Source organism: Halobacillus sp. A5, from assembly GCF_024189315.1.
GTDB lineage: Bacteria > Bacillota > Bacilli > Bacillales > Halobacillaceae > Halobacillus_A.
Genome location: NZ_JAIZEO010000001.1, coordinates 1,418,656 through 1,436,563, shown reverse-complemented (window position 1 = coordinate 1,436,563; position 17,908 = coordinate 1,418,656). Strand labels below are relative to the sequence as shown.

The 17,908-nt window shown below is 40.2% G+C and carries 16 protein-coding genes; 13 read left to right on the top strand and 3 right to left on the bottom strand.

All coding sequences use genetic code 11. The features are described from left to right. Positions 1-32 precede the first annotated feature (32 nt). From LF822_RS07640 to LF822_RS07630, 3 genes are read left to right on the top strand one after another with little or no spacing between them, the layout of a single operon-like run. On the top strand, positions 33-1,541 hold the full coding sequence (locus tag LF822_RS07640; protein ID WP_253923385.1) for a spore germination protein: 1,509 nt from the start codon (positions 33-35) through the stop codon (positions 1,539-1,541). Further along, entirely contained in the window at positions 1,534-2,649 is a 1,116-nt protein-coding gene (locus tag LF822_RS07635) for a GerAB/ArcD/ProY family transporter (RefSeq protein WP_253923384.1), read from the top strand. The genes LF822_RS07640 and LF822_RS07635 overlap by 8 nt, the downstream gene beginning before the upstream one ends. Further along, a complete protein-coding gene (locus LF822_RS07630) occupies positions 2,639-3,718 on the top strand; it encodes a Ger(x)C family spore germination protein (RefSeq protein WP_253923383.1) in 1,080 nt (359 codons plus the stop codon). Before LF822_RS07635 ends, LF822_RS07630 begins: the two co-directional genes overlap by 11 nt. A gap of 37 nt (positions 3,719-3,755) precedes the next feature. Here the strand turns inward: LF822_RS07630 and LF822_RS07625 are convergent, their stop codons facing one another. After that, positions 3,756-4,205, bottom strand: a complete 450-nt coding sequence (locus LF822_RS07625) for a hypothetical protein (RefSeq protein WP_253923382.1) — start codon at positions 4,203-4,205, stop codon at positions 3,756-3,758. A gap of 6 nt (positions 4,206-4,211) precedes the next feature. Then, entirely contained in the window at positions 4,212-5,207 is a 996-nt protein-coding gene (locus LF822_RS07620) for a DUF3231 family protein (protein WP_253923381.1), read from the bottom strand. 111 nt (positions 5,208-5,318) lie between these two features. Between LF822_RS07620 and LF822_RS07615 the strand changes: the two genes are divergently transcribed. The 5 genes from LF822_RS07615 to LF822_RS07595 all read left to right on the top strand — a co-directional run bounded on the left by LF822_RS07615 (position 5,319) and on the right by LF822_RS07595 (position 11,433). After that, complete coding sequence (locus LF822_RS07615; RefSeq protein WP_253923380.1) at positions 5,319-5,654, top strand: hypothetical protein; 336 nt, start codon at positions 5,319-5,321, stop codon at positions 5,652-5,654. Beyond that, on the top strand, positions 5,587-6,330 hold the full coding sequence (locus tag LF822_RS07610) for a TIGR00341 family protein (protein WP_253923379.1): 744 nt from the start codon (positions 5,587-5,589) through the stop codon (positions 6,328-6,330). The genes LF822_RS07615 and LF822_RS07610 overlap by 68 nt, the downstream gene beginning before the upstream one ends. A gap of 481 nt (positions 6,331-6,811) precedes the next feature. After that, the gene (locus tag LF822_RS07605) at positions 6,812-8,554 is read left to right on the top strand and encodes an ABC transporter ATP-binding protein (protein WP_253923378.1); all 1,743 of its coding nucleotides are present in this window, start codon (positions 6,812-6,814) and stop codon (positions 8,552-8,554) included. Next, positions 8,551-10,584, top strand: coding sequence for an ABC transporter ATP-binding protein (locus LF822_RS07600; protein ID WP_253923377.1), 2,034 nt, complete (start codon positions 8,551-8,553; stop codon positions 10,582-10,584). The genes LF822_RS07605 and LF822_RS07600 overlap by 4 nt, the downstream gene beginning before the upstream one ends. Positions 10,585-10,617: 33 nt before the next feature. Further along, positions 10,618-11,433, top strand: coding sequence for a S1C family serine protease (locus LF822_RS07595; protein ID WP_253923376.1), 816 nt, complete (start codon positions 10,618-10,620; stop codon positions 11,431-11,433). A gap of 21 nt (positions 11,434-11,454) precedes the next feature. On the opposite strand, the gene LF822_RS07590 is transcribed toward LF822_RS07595, so the two are convergent. Beyond that, positions 11,455-12,042 (bottom strand): flavodoxin family protein, encoded by a 588-nt coding sequence (locus LF822_RS07590; RefSeq protein WP_253923375.1) that lies wholly within the window; start codon positions 12,040-12,042, stop codon positions 11,455-11,457. A 409-nt stretch (positions 12,043-12,451) separates the two neighbouring features. Between LF822_RS07590 and sigI the strand changes: the two genes are divergently transcribed. The 5 genes from sigI to LF822_RS07565 all read left to right on the top strand — a co-directional run bounded on the left by sigI (position 12,452) and on the right by LF822_RS07565 (position 17,898). Then, on the top strand, positions 12,452-13,183 hold the full coding sequence (sigI, locus tag LF822_RS07585; protein ID WP_253923374.1) for an RNA polymerase sigma factor SigI: 732 nt from the start codon (positions 12,452-12,454) through the stop codon (positions 13,181-13,183). Then, positions 13,180-14,355, top strand: coding sequence for an anti-sigma factor domain-containing protein (locus tag LF822_RS07580; protein WP_253923373.1), 1,176 nt, complete (start codon positions 13,180-13,182; stop codon positions 14,353-14,355). Before sigI ends, LF822_RS07580 begins: the two co-directional genes overlap by 4 nt. Positions 14,356-14,476: 121 nt before the next feature. Beyond that, the gene (locus LF822_RS07575; protein WP_253923372.1) at positions 14,477-14,878 is read left to right on the top strand and encodes a DUF1499 domain-containing protein; all 402 of its coding nucleotides are present in this window, start codon (positions 14,477-14,479) and stop codon (positions 14,876-14,878) included. Next, positions 14,875-16,296, top strand: a complete 1,422-nt coding sequence (locus tag LF822_RS07570) for a dihydrolipoyl dehydrogenase family protein (protein ID WP_253923371.1) — start codon at positions 14,875-14,877, stop codon at positions 16,294-16,296. Before LF822_RS07575 ends, LF822_RS07570 begins: the two co-directional genes overlap by 4 nt. A gap of 39 nt (positions 16,297-16,335) precedes the next feature. Beyond that, positions 16,336-17,898 (top strand): GNAT family N-acetyltransferase, encoded by a 1,563-nt coding sequence (locus LF822_RS07565; protein WP_253923370.1) that lies wholly within the window; start codon positions 16,336-16,338, stop codon positions 17,896-17,898. Positions 17,899-17,908 lie beyond the last annotated feature (10 nt).

Sequence of the window (17,908 nt, the reverse complement as noted above, 5' to 3'; positions counted from 1 at the left end):
GAAATGATAAATTTGGGTTAAGGAGATATCTCATGTGGAAAAGGAAGCGCGGTCGAGAGGAAGCCAAAAAAGAAAAGGAGTTGAAAACTCATACAGAACAAACGATTGACTCCCTTTTTAATACTTTAGCAAAATCAAATGATTTTAAATCATATTCTGCCGGATCGAGCCATTATATCGTTTCTTATCTTAAGACAATGTGCGAGCCTAAGCTGCTAAATCAATCAATCCTGCCTATTCTCACAAAATATGAAGTATATACACTTGCAGAGTTAAAGAATAAACTTCCAGTAGAAGCCACAGAGATCACAAAAGATCCAGCGGTAGTTCAAGAAAAAATGATGAAAGGGTATATAAGCATACAACTAAGAGAGAATGCTCCCGATGTATTGCTGTTGCCGGCTATAACTGTAGAAGGAAGAGAAGTATCCATTCCAGAAGTTGAGTTTAGTGTTGTAGGTCCAAAAGAAGCCTTTGTGGAATCACTAGATAAAAACATGAATCTGATGCGTAAAAGACTGACGCTGCCGCAGCTGACCTTGAAAGAAGTTTCAATTGGAAAAATTACTAAAACCAGAGTAGGCATAGTGTACATAGATGGAATTGCAGATCCTGATAATGTAACTACGGTGCTTCAGCGGTTAGAAGATATTGAATACGATCAAATCATTGATAGTTCCTTTATTACTCAAATGATAGCAGACAATTCCACTTCTCCTTTTCCTCAGTTGCTAGACACAGAGAGACCGGACAGAGCAGTAGAAGTAATTGTTGAAGGGAAAATTGTCATTATTGTCGATGGTTCTCCTCATGTACTGACCTGTCCCACCACTATTGTGGAATTCTTTTCTTCTTCTGATGACTATTTTCTGCCGTGGCCTTTAGCAAGTGTTTTCCGGCTGATTCGGTTGTTTGCCGTATTTTTTTCTGTCTTAAGTACATCATTGTACGTAGCGATTTTGACTTATCACCACGAAATGATCCCGGAAGAACTGATGTCGACCATTGTTTCCTCGAGAGCTGACATTCCGTTTCCTCCTATTTTAGAAGTAGTGATACTGGAATTAACCATTGAACTGTTAAGGGAGGCGGGGGCAAGGCTTCCGACCAAAATCGGTCAGACAATAGGTATTGTAGGTGGAATTGTCATTGGAACAGCCGCGGTGGATGCAGGGCTGACGAGTAACGTCCTTTTGATTATTGTGGCGCTGGCAGCACTGGCGTCATTTACAACGCCGGTTTACCAAATAGGTAATACGATAAGACTCATTAGATTTCCATTTTTGATGGGGGCCCAGTTATGGGGATTAATCGGGGTATCTATGGTGATGGTTTTTTACGTAGGCCATTTGATCAAATTAAAGTCAATCGGGCGTCCTTTCTTTGCGCCTCTTTACCCGCTGCGGTTCCGGGATTTAAGAGATGCTTTTATACGGCTGCCTTTTAATAAACAGTCGGAAAGGCCGTTACAGACCCGGCCGGTAGACCCTGTTCGGTTTAACGTCAGACGAGCTTCAGAGAAGAGGGATGTGGATGAATAAGATTTCCGGGAAACAAGGTGTGCAAATTCCTGAACAGTTTCTCGTCACTCCTATGTTTGTCTTCTTCATCATCCACTCCATGCAGGTAGGGGTTGGAATACTAGGATTTGAAGGTTATATTGCTGAGCATTCCGGGTTTGATTCCTGGATTTCTATCATAATGGCCGGTGTGTTTATTCATCTTCTACTTTGGATGCTCTATAACATTCTTAGAGACAGCGGGGGAGACATTGTCTCGATTCATAGAGATGTATTTGGCAAGTATATCGGAGGGTTTTTCAGCCTGATCTTAAGTATCTATTTTCTATTGCTGGCATTAACAGTGCTCCGTACATTTTTAGAAGTCATTCAAGTGTGGATTTTTCCAAGTATCCGGATTGAATTCTTTACATTGGTCTTTTTAATGCTTATTTATTATCTGGTTATCGGTGGGTTTCGTTTAGTTACAGGGTTTTGCATGATCAGCGTTATATTAACGCTGCCTCTGCTTCTACTAAAGTTCTTTCCAATAGACGTTGGTAGTGTGAATTATTTGTACCCTGCGATCGAGCACAGCCTGACTGACTTATTAAAATCTGCTAAGGCCACTATATTAAGCTTTTTAGGAATAGAGCTGCTGTTTGTGTTTTATCCTTTTATCAAGCATCCTCAGAGATCAGTAAAGTGGGCGCACTTTGGTGTTTTTTTTACCGTGCTGATCTATTTAGCTACCGCACTTGTAGCATTTATTTACTATAGCGAAGAACAGCTTGAGCATGTAACGTGGGGAACGATTTCCCTTTGGAAAATTGTTGAGTTTCCTTTCATTGAACGGTTTGAGTATATCGGTATAGCACTCTGGGTGTATGTGATTGTTCCTAATATTTGTTTAGCTATGTGGGGCGCAAGCCGAATCCCTAAACGGTTATTTAACGCCAACCAGAAGCTTATGATAGTGGTTTACTGTGCAATTCTATATATATTGACTCTGTTTCTGGATGATCGTGAAATTGTTGAGAAAATCAATACCTTTACCAGTCAGGTTGGGTTTTATGTGCTTCTTTACATTCCGCTGTTGTTTGTAATAACCAAGGTTTTCTATAAAGTGAGGAATCAACATGAATCGTAAATGGATTTGCGTGTTATTAGTTATTTTTTTAACAGGGTGTCAGCAAATATACAGCGTAGAAGATCGGGCTATTGTCCAAATACTTGGGTATGATTATGTAGAGAAAGATGTACTAAAAGGAACAGTGGGGATTCCTCAATATGGCGAAGAAGAAGTAAGAACAGTAGAAGAACTCAATCTGACCGTAAACGCAGAATCATTAAAGGATTTCAGTCAGCAAGTCGAAAAAGAGTCTTCAAAGCCATTATCCATGGGGAAACTAGCAGTTACACTTTATAATCAAAAACTGGCGGAGAGTGGAATTGATGAGTTTTTAGATGTCCTCAGCCGTGATCCAAGAGTCGGAAGAAATATATATCTTGGGGTAGTGGATGGAGAAGTTCAGGAATTGATTGAAGGAAAGTACAACCAAAACGAAACTACAGCAAAGTACGTGAAAGGCATTATGGAAAATAATATGCAGCGAAACTTTCCGAAAACAAACCTTCACCATTTCTTATATGCCTATTATGCAGAAGGTCTGGACGGCTTCCTTCCTTATATCAAAAAAAGGAACAGCCATATTCAGATCTCTGGGGTCGCTTTATTTGACGGGGGGAAAATGGTTTCCGTAGTTACTGATGAAGATGTGCTCACTCTGAAACTTTTGTTAGAAGAGGTGAAGGAGGGGGCTTTACCACTGAGTCCTGAAATGGGTAGTGTAGGCATGGAAATAACAGATTCAAACTTAAAATATGAAGTAGATAATAGTAAGGACATTCCCGAATTTGATATTAAGGTTAAAGTAACTGGTTTTATTAATGAAATGAAAGAACAGGAATTAGAAAGCACCCAAACTCCCGGCTTAGTGAATGATTTAGAAACCGAATTTAAAAATCATTTAAAGGCGAGTGCAGACAAGATGATTGCGAAGTTTCAAGAGGACCAAACAGATCCACTGGGACTTGGGAATATATTGAAAAATAGGCGCCGGAATTTTGACAAAGAAAAATGGGAGGAACAGTATCCTGAAGTTCCTGTGAACGTTGATGTAGAGGTGAAAATAACCGGAACCGGAATATCGCTCTAAAAAAAGACGAACCCTTCCTATGAAGGAGGGTTCGTCTTTATATTCTTAAGAGGATGGATCGAAGCAATAAGCCAAGGGCTGTCCCGGGAATAACGCAAAGGATGGGCAGCCATATGGGGCCGATGAGAAAGCCGAACACGTTGTCGGCGGAATAGATTAGTCCGATCGTAACCGTGAGTGCCGAACAAAAGAAGGGTAGAAATGATAGTCTGGGTACTTCATCATCCGCATTCTTATATGCATCCCATACCGCAAACATGTACACACAAGGATAGAACATAAGCCACTGATAATCCGCAGCTTCAATTGATTGAGCGATCTCCCCTCTAAAGCTGAACAGAATAGCCATATTAAAGCTGCTGTAAAGGTTAATTACAACTTCAAGCAGAATGAAAAAAATCCCTTTTAGCAGCTGCTGGTTAAGCAGCTGTCCAAAACCGGGAAAAGCAATACTCCAGCAGACGACTTCCAGCCTTGAATGCTTCATTCCGCTTTATCCTTTGCTGCAGTCAATTAATTTATCTCGATCTACGAGTTGAGGCGGCTCTTCCAGCCAGTTTTTATAGATCATAAGATCCAGCCCTTTCTTGGCATACAGACCGATTTCGACTGAGAGCTTCTGATAAAGCAGCACTAAATCATATCGGAGGCTTGCAGAAGAGGCTATAGAATAATTGCCTTGCCCTGTATTCGTTAAAACACTAATAAAATAGACGAGCATCTTATCGGAAAAGACAGGAGTAGTTGATTGTGTAACGTAGTAAGACGCACTCATCGGGGGGTGAATGTCAGATTCATTAAAAATTTTAGTGAACGTCTGAATATGTTTTTTTGAGATGTCTCTTCCTTCAGTCATAAATTTCTTCACCTTATTGCACTTCGTCGTCTGAGCAAATCCTGTACACAGTAATTCACCCACTGTATTACTTTTTATATTTTCAAATAAGTGTGTCGTTTCTATAGTGTTTACAGTTCTTTTATGAAAAGGGCTGAAATATTTTATACTTTGAACAAACTCTATATCCTGATTGATTTCAATTTGAGGAGGACTTAGGAAGCTGCCATTTGAAAGAGCAGTGTCTAAACTAATATTGAAAAATTGAGACGTTTCATTTAACAATTCATTAAACAATGTTCTTACTTCCTTGTTTGAGCACGATGCTAATGAAACGCTATAAGACAGCAGCCCAGCCTTCCCCATATTTTCTATGAATTGCAGCATAAGTGAATCGGAAAACAGTTTAGGTGCTGTTATATCCACGTCCTGATCTGTAAAGCCGACAGGAACAGGAATACTGTATGCCTGCATAAGCTGATTTGTCTGTTCTTGAGCCTGTATCGATACATTCAACGCCTGCTCAATAACCCTTTTAATTTCTTCATCTTCCACAGTTTCTATAAAGTATCTTAGAATCTGCACGGACATACTTGCTTGCGAATTTTGTGTCCACAGGGTTCCGATCTCATTTGCAGTTAACCTTTGAGCCACTATAATCCTTCTCCTTTAACATATCATTTTCATTTATGGTTACCATAAATACAAATATTATTTTCGTTGATGATGAACTAATAATAAAGACTGAGGAGAGAGGGCTTCATAATGAGTCTTCAGCTGATAGAAGTTTATGTTCCGCCTGGTAATATCGACACGTTCACTCAAAAGCTCAATCAATTCTCCTATGAAACGTACTGGTTTGATCAACAAAGTGATGGACGCACTTTATTTCGGATTCTCTCAAAAAAAGGAAATGTGGAGGACTTATTAAATGAATTAGAAGGAGTTTCCCGACGAACTGAAGGATTTGAGACAGTGCTTATCCCGGTGAGAGCTTATTTTTCCAAGGATACAATAACGACGCAGGAAGAAGATGAAAAGCAAAAAGCAAAAAGCAAAACTGCAGCGAGCCAGTCGACAGGAACTGTTAATTACAATTGATAAAAACAGTAAGGTTACATGGAACTATTTTCTTTTAATCCTTTTGTCAGCTATCGTGGCAACTACAGGTTTTTTGAAGGATAGTGAAGCTGTAGTTATAGGGGCTATGGTCATTGCGCCTATGATTGGACCAGTGATAGCGGTAGCTTTCTCTTCGATACTTGGTGACTATAAAACCCTTGGCAAATCTGTATTAACTTCATTGCTTGGCGTTACAGTAGTAGTTACGATCTCTATTCTTTACGCTGCCCTGGTTGACTTACATCTGGAAACCGGTCAATATCTGAGCCGTACGGAAGTAACGTTAATTGATATAATTCTGGGGGTGGCTTCAGGAGCGGCGGGTGCGTTAGCTTTTTTAAATCGACTGGAAGGCAGCTTAGTCGGTGTAATGGTATCGGTTGCTTTGCTTCCTCCGTCAGTTGCCCTGGGAATGTCGCTGGGCAGCAGTGAATGGGAATTAGCTTATGGAGCATTTTTACTTGTTACAGTTAATATTATGTCCATATTATTGGCAGCTGTTGTAATATTCTCATTAAGCGGAATACGCCCTGTTCGTTGGAAGGATGTCCAGCGAGCCAGCGTCTCAAGGCTGCTTTCCATATTGTTTATTTTTATCATTGTCTCTCTTCTTGCCCTAGTCATTTTTATTAGTGAAGGACACTTTAACTTGTAAATAAATTCAAATAGTGTTGCAATAATTTTCCGAAAACTATATAATTAATAATCATTAAGTAAAGGAGGTCACGAGTATGAATAAGAGAATGACAGCACTACGCATAAACTTAATATTTTCGTGGCCTCTCCGTTTCCTGTAATAAAGGCTTGAACAGCTGGAACTTCAAAAGGGGTCACGTATGTCCGTGACCTGTTATATCCTTTTTAAAGCATACGTCGCGTACGTATGCTTTTTTGTTTTGGATTTGGTAAATAATAGAAAAAGTTATTCTCAAACTGTTTCTCTTCCCCCAACTGTAAAGAAATCTAAACTGGCCTTTGAGTACTTTAAGAAGTTGTTCAGCGGTTTTTTACCGCTTTACATAAATATTAGAAATAAGGAGGAAGAAAGATGGACAACAAAAAAGCTGATAAGAAAAAGGTAGAAGAATGGAAAGAAAGCGGCTAGCCATGGACGTTATGTTGGAAAGGGTGATTTTATGTTTAGTGTGTTATTTAAGCTGGGCTGGTTTTTTAAGGAGCATTGGAAGAAGTATACATTTGCAATCACAGCATTAATTGTTGTAAGTGCCGTCGATTTAATACCTCCCAAATTAGTTGGCATAGCGATTGACGAAATTCAATTTAATACATTAACGATGGAACGATTAGTGGAGCTTCTGCTCATTTACGGAGTGATCATCATACTCAGCTATACGCTGTCATATCTATGGGACTACACATTATTCAGCGGGGCAGCAACATTAGAACGAACGATGCGGGAACGGTTAATGAATCATTTCTTAAGAATGACGCCGCGGTTTTTCCAATCGAATAAAGTTGGAGATTTAATGGCTCGTTCCACCAATGATCTAAAAGCAGTTATGATGACGTCGGGATTTGGTATATTAACCCTGGTGGACTCTACCATATTTATGATTTTAATTATATTAATGATGGGTTTTACAATCAGTTTTAAACTTACCCTGGCTGCTTTGCTTCCACTACCTGTTATGGCCATCGTCATGAACAGGTATGGTAAGGCTATTCACTCCCGCTTCATGGAAGCTCAGGAGGCATTTGGAGACCTAAATAACAATGTTCTTGAATCCGTTAGAGGAGTTAGGGTGATTCGTGCATTCGTCCAGGAAAGAAATGATGAGCAGGCTTTTCAAGAGATGACCAGTGATGTTTATGAAAAAAATGTAGCAGTGGCTAAGATTGATGCTATGTTCGAACCGACCATCACGATTTTAGTAGGGATTGCTTATACGATTGGCCTTGGCTACGGCTCTTCACTCGTCTTTCAGAATGTGATTACTTTAGGGGAGATGGTCTCCTTTAATGTATATTTAGGTATGCTGATCTGGCCTATGTTTGCTGTAGGCGAGCTTATAAATGTAATGCAGCGGGGCAATGCTTCGCTTGACCGCGTGAATGAAACGCTGAGCCAGTCCCCTGAAGTTGTCCCGCCGGGCAACCCTATACACGTGGATAATCCTCGAACTATTAATTTTAAAGATGTAACTTTTACTTACCCACAGATAAAGGAAGCATCTTTAAAAAGAATCACACTTAGGATCAACCAGGGGGAGACATTGGGCGTTGTGGGTAAAACGGGAGCAGGGAAGACAACTTTTATCCGCCAGTTTCTCAGGGAGTATGCAGGGGTCGAGGGGGCGATTGAGATCAATGGAGTCAATCTCAATAACGTGGACTTAGACAGAAGCCGTGCCTGGATCGGGTATGTTCCTCAGGATCAAGTGCTTTTCTCAAAAACCATCCGGGAAAATATTCAGTTTGGCAGAATGGACGCCTCAGACCAAGAAATATACAGGGTGCTTGAGCTTGCCCATTTCTTAGAGGATATTAAAGTACTTCCTAAAGGTCTGGATACCCTTGTAGGAGAAAGTGGAGTAACATTATCCGGCGGACAGAAGCAGCGTGTAAGTATTGCGAGGGCATTTATTATGGATCCGGAGATTTTGCTGCTGGATGATGCAATGTCTGCAGTAGATGGAAAGACGGAATCAGCTATTATCAGCCATCTGCGGGCACAGAGAAGAAATAAAACTACAATTATTGCGGCCCACCGCTTATCGGCCGTAACTCATGCGGACCACATTATCGTTCTGGATGAAGGACGCATTATTGAACAAGGAAAACATGAAGAATTAATGAAAATAAAAGGCTGGTATCAGAAGCAATATGAACACCAGCAGCTGAAGGAGGGGGCAGAATGAAGAAGCAGTCGACTGAAAAAAAGTTATTTCAATACGCATTTACCTTTAAACGAAATATCATAATTGGTCTCGTCTGTCTTATCATAGCCGTCGCTCTTGAGCTGACAGGACCATTTATAGCCAAGCATTTAATTGATAAACATATCGTAGGAATAGAAACGACCTGGCATGAAGTGGAAGAGGAAAGTAAGTGGTCAGTGCCTTATAATGATAAACTATATGTGCGGGACGATCGTGTAACGGAAAATGCAGAGACTAAGTCAGAAGCCGTTATTCTTCAAGTTGACAGAAATTATTATTTTATTGATGAGAAGGTCCCCTTATACGGCACTCGTAGTGTGGAGGAGCAGGGCACTTTAACAATAGATACCCCTGAGGGAACGGTAGAAGTCGAAGGGGAGAAGTTATCAATAAATGAGCTGTACCAATTCTTTCAACCGGAACAGACTCCAATATATTGGCTGCTTGCATTATACATTGGATTATTACTTGTGGCTGCTTGTTTTCAGTTTGTCCACACCTTTATTCTGCAAAAGACGTCTAATCGAATTATACGTAAAATGAGAGATGACTTATTCAGCCATATTCAAAGACTTCCTATGGGTTATTTTGTTAATCAGCCGGCAGGAAAGATTGTAGCCCGGGTTACAAATGATACAGAAGCGATTCGTGAGCTGTATGTAAAAGTACTAGCTACCTTTGTATCCAGTATAATTTATATGACAGGCATTCTTTTGGCTTTATTCTTGCTGGATGCTAAATTAGCGCTTCTCTGCTTGCTGGTTATTCCCATTATTCTAATATGGATGAGGGTCTATAAATATTATGGCGGCAAATTTAATACAGTCGTCCGGTCAACAGTGAGCGACATGAACGGAAACATTAATGAAGCGATACAAGGGATGTCAATTATTCAAGCCTTCCGTCAGGAAAAGCAAGTATCCGGAGATTTTGAGCGACTGAATCAGAGGCACTTTACTTTTGCACGAAAGTTAGTGAAGTTAAGCGCGTTTACTTCATTTAATTTAGTAAATGTCATAAGAAACCTGGCCTTTGTTGCCTTTCTTTGGTATTTCGGATCTGGAACTATTGGAGCGGAAGGGATTGTAACAGCAGGTGTGCTGTATGCTTTTGTCGATTATTTAAACCGTTTATTTCAGCCTGTAACGGATCTCGTTAACCAGCTTCCTCAATTGGAACAAGCGAGGGTCGCAGCAGGAAGAGTATTTGAATTAATGAATGAACCGGGGGAGGACGTTTGCGCCCTCCCAATGAAACGCTATGAAGGTCATATCGAATTTGATCAGGTTTCGTTCGCCTATAACGATAAGGATTACGTATTACATGACCTGACTTTTGACATAAGACCAGGAGAAACAGCTGCATTTGTTGGTCATACTGGTTCGGGTAAAAGTTCTATAATGAATATTCTATTCCGTTTTTATGATCATCAAAAAGGCACGATTTCTGTCGATAATCATTCAATTACAGAATGGTCAAGACAGCAAATTCGCAGCCATATGGGGATCGTATTGCAGGACCCGTTTATTTTCTCTGGCACGATTCTCTCAAATGTGACAATGAATGATAAAAACATTTCCCGGGAAATGGCTATCCAGTCCCTAACAGCAGTAGGAGCAGATCGTTTTATAAATAAACTGCCTTTAACATACGATACTCCACTGCGTGAAAACGGCGACTCTCTGTCAATGGGAGAACGGCAGCTAATTTCTTTTGCAAGAGCACTTGCTTTCGATCCGGCTATATTAATACTCGATGAGGCAACGGCTAATATTGATACAGAAACAGAGCAGCTGATTCAACAAGCGTTGGAAGTGCTTAAGCAAGGAAGAACTACATTAGTCATTGCCCACCGCCTATCAACAATTAAGCAAGCGGATCAAATATTTGTGCTGGAACGTGGTACAATCATAGAAAGAGGCAGTCATGAAACTCTTATTGAAGAAGGCGGTAAGTATCACCAAATGTATAAGATGCAGCAAGGTACTTTAAAGCAGCCGGCTGTTTAAGATAATGCCTACACTAGTTCACGAGGTGGAATAATGACTGATCGTGACAAAAAAGAAAAAGATATAATTGATAAAGATCTATATGAAGAAATTGACGAGGAAGAGATGTATATTCTCGTGCAGGAAGAGAAGAAAAAAGCACTTGAAAGAGCAGCAAAAGAAAAGAATGAAAAAACCAGACCTTTTCCTAAATGGATTTTTTACCTGATTGCATTTATGATGGCTGCGGCCATTCTGCCTAATACGCTGTCGATTCCTGCTTTTGATTTTTTAGTCACCTCAGCTAAGCTCTCAACTAATGATGAAATTTCGGACTATAAGCGTTCGGTAGTTACGATAAAAGCAGGAGAGAGCAGGGGGACTGGTTTTTCCATTAGTGACGAAGGGTTCATTTTGACTAATCATCATGTTGTGGAAGAGGAAACTAGAGTCTCCGTCAGCTTTCCAGAAACAGGGCTTCATGAAGCTGAGGTTGTTGAAGAAATGCCCGGCGTAGATTTGGCGGTATTAAAAGCAGAAGGCAAAGACTTTCCTCACCTGCCGCTGGCTTCTGAAACGAAATTTAGTACGAATGAAAGCTTTTCTTTTATTGGTAACCCGTTAAGCTTTTCCGGGGTGGCTAATAAAGGAAACATTATTGATTATACTGAAATCGATGATTGGAACCGTCCTGTACTCATGCTGGACGCCCCTATATACAGAGGAAATTCCGGGAGTCCGGTGATTAATGCAGATGGGGAAGTAACAGCTGTTGTTTTTGCCACTTCCAGAAATGATGACTTTGGCAGAGTGGGTCTGGCTGTCCCTATTGACTACTATTACGAAGAAAGTGAAAATCCCCTGCCTTAAAGACAAAGGCGGGGGATCAATTTATTCTTTTACTACAGGGATAGGATGAAAGGTTAAGATTTCAGCGAAGTTAATTAAATTAGAGGTCATTTGAAATATATTGTCTTCAGCTGACAGGACGCCTGATTCATTAAGAAGCGATTCACCGCAAATCGTGCCGGCATGAGGGGGGATGCTGAACCCGAGCATCGAGAAGCTGTACATAATGGACTGAACGGCCACCCTGGCGCCGCCGTCACCTCCATCAACAGCGATTATGCCTCCCACCTTATTGTAAAACAGGTGCTGTCCTTTTTTGTTCTTCATATTGTGATAACCTTCAAGGCGTTCAATAATTAGTGTTGCGACACTGCTTTTTTCACCTAATGTAACGGGAGTGGCTAATAAAACAATATCCGCTTCACAAATTTTATTAAATACGAATGGCCATTCATCATTTCCATTTAAGTTACTCGTGACCCCAAATGCAATGTGAAAATCACGCAGGTGTATTCGCTCTACATCTACTTTTTCTTTTTGAAAATTTAATGCAGATCGATCAAGTAATTGTTCGGTGTCTGTTTCTTTATGCCCTTTTTCCAAGCTGCAGTTTAACAACAGAGCTTTCATACTCTCACCTCCCAATATACCGCTAATGAGGGTATAACCTATATGAGAAAATTTAAACGCAGAGGTATGGAACTTTGTTCGAATGGGGTATAAAGTACTAGTTAGAAGTCGTTAGTTCGGGGCATATATTCTTAATGAAAATTAGTGTGACATTTGCCCTGTTTTTTGAAATGATTATTTAACAAACTGTAAATCGAGTGTGGTGGAATTTTCGTCGAATATTAAGTAAAATTGTCTTGCTCGATTAAATACCAAAAACATACCTATTTATAAGATTAGTAAAAATTACTTCAGTTTTAATGGTTGATACAAAAATGTAATCTAATTGAAATTATTTTTAAAGAAACGCCCAAATAAAAGAGTGCTCATACGAAATCGTATGAGTGGCTGGAGGTGGTGAAGGTTGATCATGCGCCTGTTAAGAAAGAAAGACACCTCCCTTGATGAACGTGTAGCAGCAGCAAAAGAGGGAGACGACGATGCCAAAAATGAAATTCTGCAACAGTATCAACCTTTTATCGCCAAAAGTGTTTCTGAAGTATGTAAAAGATATATAGACCCAGCTAAGGATGACGAATTCAGTGTTGGCTTACTGGCTTTTAATGAAGCGATTCATGCGTATTCCTATGATAAAGGAAGCTCGTTTCTGTCATTTGCGAAGCTTGTGATTAAGCGTAAAGTAATCGATTATATTCGCAATGAACAGAAACGTCCTAAAATGATGTCACTGGACGAAGAATACGTTGATGATGAACAGATGGAGAATCCTTCTGAAATAAAAGCAGCGAAAGACCGTTTCGCACTGGAAACTGAAGCCTGGTACCGGAGGGAAGAAATCGTCGAATTTCAAACCCAGCTGCAAAAGTATGGACTGACCTTCGAAGAACTAACAGAATCTTCCCCAAAGCACATAGATGCAAGAGAATCCGCAATTCAGGTTGCTCGTATTGTTTATAATGATGAACTGCTGCGTGAACAGGTCCTTCTTAAAGGCAGACTGCCAATGAAGGATTTAGTTTGCAAAGTAGAGGTCAGCAAAAAAACTTTAGAGCGGAATCGTAAATTCATCATTGCCATGGTTATTATTCTAGCTGGGGATTACGTATATCTAAGAGAATATCTAAAGGGTGTGGGTATGTGAGGAAAGGTATTGTAATGGAGCAGAACAAAAAATTCACCATCGTTATGGTTGATGATGGAACCTTTCATAAAGCCAAACGCTTAAAACGAGCTAACGTTGGAATGGAAGTTCATTTTCAGTCCTTTAAAGACTCAAGTATGAAAGACCTCTTCCTCGTGCATCGGATGAAGCTTGCTGCTGTAGCCATGGCCATATTATTAACTCTATTTCCGGCATATTTCTGGCATGAGGATAACAAAGCTTATGCCTTTGTAAACGTTGATATTAATCCTAGTGTCGAGATGGAAGTTAATGGAAAAATGAAGGTGTTAAAGTTAAATCCTTTAAATGATGAAGCAGAAGAGATGATTACCCGGATGACAGATTGGAAGAAGCAGCCCGCTTCTGAAGTAGCCCTGCAAATGATTTCTCTAAGTCAACAGCAAGGGTATATGAACAGGGATCAGGAAGTATTAATTGGAGTCAGCTATTTAAAGGATAAAGACTCTGATTTTTCTAGTGAAATTGAGAATTATCTGCATGATGAAATGGAAGGTCTTATGTTAGCCTCCTATAACGTTCCCAACAAAGTGAGAAAGCAGGCTGAGGACGAAGAAACTTCCGTGAATGAGCTGATGGCTGAGTCCATAGGTGAGGATGCAGAGGAATCAGAAGAGCAGGAAGGCGAATCTATTGAAGATGATGACCTGGCAATTATACAATCTTTTTATGAAGAAAATAAATCATCGGATAATGATAAGGAACCTGGAAGCTCAAATGAGGAACCTGTTGAAGAAGAATTGATGCTGCCTCATCAAAAATTCAATAGGAGTAAGCCTGACCAGCAGGAAATTCATCCAGTTCCTAATCAGGATAAAGGGGAAAAAGAAGTAGAAAATTCTACTCCACACAGGGAGAAAGAGCCAGATCACCCGTCTAATGAAAAAGGGAAAAATGGAGATGCAAAAGGAGGAAATTCTGCTGGCCAGCAGAATTTCGAAAAGAAGAAGTCAAAAAACGACACTGAAAAACCATCTGAGAATAATAGTGATAAATCCAGGGAAAAAGATGCTGCTAGAAGCGAAGACCGCGGTAATAAGGAAAAAGACAAAGACCACCCTTCTCAAAAGAATAAAAATTCCAATAAAAATGACCATAAGGGAAAACCTGATCATAAGGGGAATCCTAACTAAAAAGAATAGTACATACGAAAACAATCGACATTTCCAGCCGCGTGGAAGTGTTTTTTTATAGGTGAAATAGTGAATACATAATAAATAGAAACGGAGCACACATTGATGAGGAGGAAGAAGGATGTCTCAGTCTTACTCAGGAGTGAAATTTAGTTGTTTAGAACCATGTCCAAAGTCACCTAACTGCGTATCTACACAGTCTGAACAATTAAATAAACGAATGGAGGCGCTTCCGTTTATTTCATCTACTAACACCACGAAAAATCTAATAAAAGAAATTGTTCAAGAAATGGGTCGGAATGAAATTAAAGACGAGGCGCTTGATTATTTGCATGTAGTATTTTCTTCCAAATGGCTTAAGTTTAAAGATGATGTAGAGTTTTATCTTGATAACGAAAATGAATTATTACATTTTAGATCAGCTTCAAGAGTGGGAAGCTCTGATTTTAATGTTAATCGTAAGCGAATGGAGAATTTTTCTGTGAGATATAAGCAGAAGCATAAAGGTGAGAGTAGTCTATGAGGTATGATTATCAATTAGCAGTTATAGGAGGGGGAGCCGGAGGGCTGACAGCTGCTGCCGGAGCGGCTTCCTTTGGTGCTTCTACTGCGTTGATCGAACGTGAGATTAAGCTTGGTGGTGATTGTCTCCATTTCGGATGTGTGCCGTCCAAAGCTTTAATAACAGCTGCTTCTGAGGCGGTTGATTGGTCCGTACACATGAACCTCTCAGAGGACCAGTATAATTCGTTATTTACTAAAGCAATGAGTCGGGTAAAGGAAGCAGTGGAAGAGGTGCATTCACACGATTCTAAACAGCGTTTTATTGATATGGGGGTAGCTGTATACGAGGGATCTGCTAAGTTCCTGAACAATCATACTCTTCAAGTAGGAAATGATTTGATTACAGCGAAGCGTATTGTCATTGCTTCAGGATCTTCTCCTTCTATTCCGTCTATACAGGGTATCGAACAGGTAGATTATTTAACCAATGAGACGATTTTTTCACTTAAGGAGAGACCATATTCTATTATTGTTATCGGCGGCGGTGCAGTGGGAGTGGAACTAGCTCAGGCTTTAGCCCACTTAGGTGTGAAAACTACCCTTTTAGAAAGCTCGGAAACGATTCTGGCTAAAGAAGATGAAGAAATTGCAGATCTGGTGCAGAAAGAACTGGCAAAAAAAATAATAATCATTACCGGGACTCAAGTCGACCATGTAGAGTCAGCCGATGAAGGAGTGACGGTTTATTTTAATAAAAAGGGCAGTCCTGCAACTGTTCAAGCCTCACATCTGCTGGTTGCAGCAGGAAGAAAAGCAAACATAGATAACCTGGAGCTTGAGAATGCAGAAATAGCAACGGAAAATGGTGTTGTCAAAGTCGATTCTCATCTTCGCACAAGCCAGAAGAATATTTATGCCATAGGGGATTGCAATGGTAGTATGCCTTTTACTCACGCCGCGGGGATGGAGGGGAAAATTGCAGTGTCGAATGCTGTGCTTGGTCTTACGAGAAAGGCATCTTATGAGAATGTCCCCTGGGTGGTGTATACCACACCAGAATTATACCATCTTGGTTTGACTGAGCAAGAAGCTCGGGAGAAGTATGGAGATCAATTACTGACTTTTAAAACAAAGCTTGAGACTTCTGATCGTTTTATGGCAGAAAGAAATAAAACGGGTCTCATTAAAGTTTTGACGACAGGAAGAGGTAAAATTGTCGGGGCCCATGCGTTTGGACCGGCAGCTGGAGAATGGATGCAGGAGGTAGGGACGCTTAAAGCCCTTAATAAAAAGTTTCAAGCGATTTCCAGTATTGTACACCCTTATCCAGCTCGGAATAATGCCATAGTTCAGACAGCTGACCTCTACTGGAGAGAAAAATTGTTCAATAGTAAATGGAACGAAGCAATTAAATGGTATGTACAAACATTCCGTTAAAATGAATATAACCTTTAAGTAGAAAGGAATTTTGAAAAAATGTCTAAGCTGGATTTATCCCAATTTGAGAAAAAAATGATTGTCAGAAACACGACAGCTTCTGATATTGATCAACTGCTTCAATTACAGAAGATATGCTTTCCAAATATGGATCCATGGAAGAGAGAACACTTAGTAAGCCACTTACGTCAATTTGCTGAAGGACAATTTGTTGTGGAATATGACGGGGCCATTATCGGGAGCTGTTCAAGCTTGATTGTTAATTTCGATGAGTATGATGACAAGCATACGTGGGATGACATTACGGACGAAGGCTATATCACCAATCATGATCCCGATGGTTATAATTTATATGGAATTGAAGTGATGGTACATCCTGATTTCCGCGGCATGAAGATTGGAAGAAGGCTGTATGAAGCGAGGAAGGAGTTAGCCCGGGAGTATAACTTAAAAAGTATTATCATTGGCGGGAGAATTCCGAATTACCATAAACATGAGGATGATTTATCACCAAGAGAATATGTAGAAGAGGTTCGTAATCAAAATATTTATGACCCTGTTCTCACATTTCAAATTATGAACGGCTTTGCTGTAATGCGGATCAACCCTAATTATTTACCAGACGATGATTTATCTTCAAAATACGCTACATTAATGGAATGGAATAATATTGATTACCAGGCCCGTACAAAGCGTCATTTTAAAACAAGTCATCCCGTGAGGATTATGGTTATTCAATATATGATGAAAAACATCGACAGCTTTGAAGAGTTCAGTCGTCAATGCGAGTATTATGTAGATGTGGCTGCTGATTATGGAGCGGATTTTGCAGTATTTCCTGAAATCTTTACCACTCAGCTTATGTCCTTCCTGGAAGAGAAAGTTCCTTCTAATGCGGTCAGAAGATTGTCCGAGTATACGGAGGAATATATTGAAATGTTTACACACTTATCGGTCAAATATAATGTCAATATTGTTGGCGGATCCCATTTTGTAGAGGAAAATGAACAAATTTACAACATCTCTTATTTGTTCAGGCGTGATGGTACAATTGAGAAGCAATATAAGATTCATATTACTCCTAATGAGCGTACGTGGTGGGGGATCCAGCCTGGTGATGCCGTAAAAGTTTTTGATACAGACTGCGGGAAAATTGCCATTCAAATTTGTTACGATATTCAATTCCCTGAGCTGGCTAGATATGCTGTGGAGCAGGGGGCTAATATTATTTTTGTGCCGTTCTGCACCGACGATCGTCAGGGGTATTTGAGGGTTCGTTATTGTGCTCAGGCAAGAGCTGTGGAAAATCAAGTCTACACCGTGCTGGCTGGTACAGTAGGAAATATGACGGAAGTGGAAAATATGGATATCCAATATGCTCAATCAGGTATCTATACCCCGTCTGATTTTGAATTTGCACGGGACGGAATCGTGGGAGAATGTAACCCTAATGTTGAAAGTGTTGTAGTCGGTGATGTTGACCTGGAAATTTTAAGAAGGCAAAGGAAGTCGGGAACTGTCCGACAGTTGCACGACCGGCGGAAAGATTTGTTCGATCTAAATTTCAAAGTGAATACAGAAGTTAAACCGGAACGCACATAATAAGGCCACC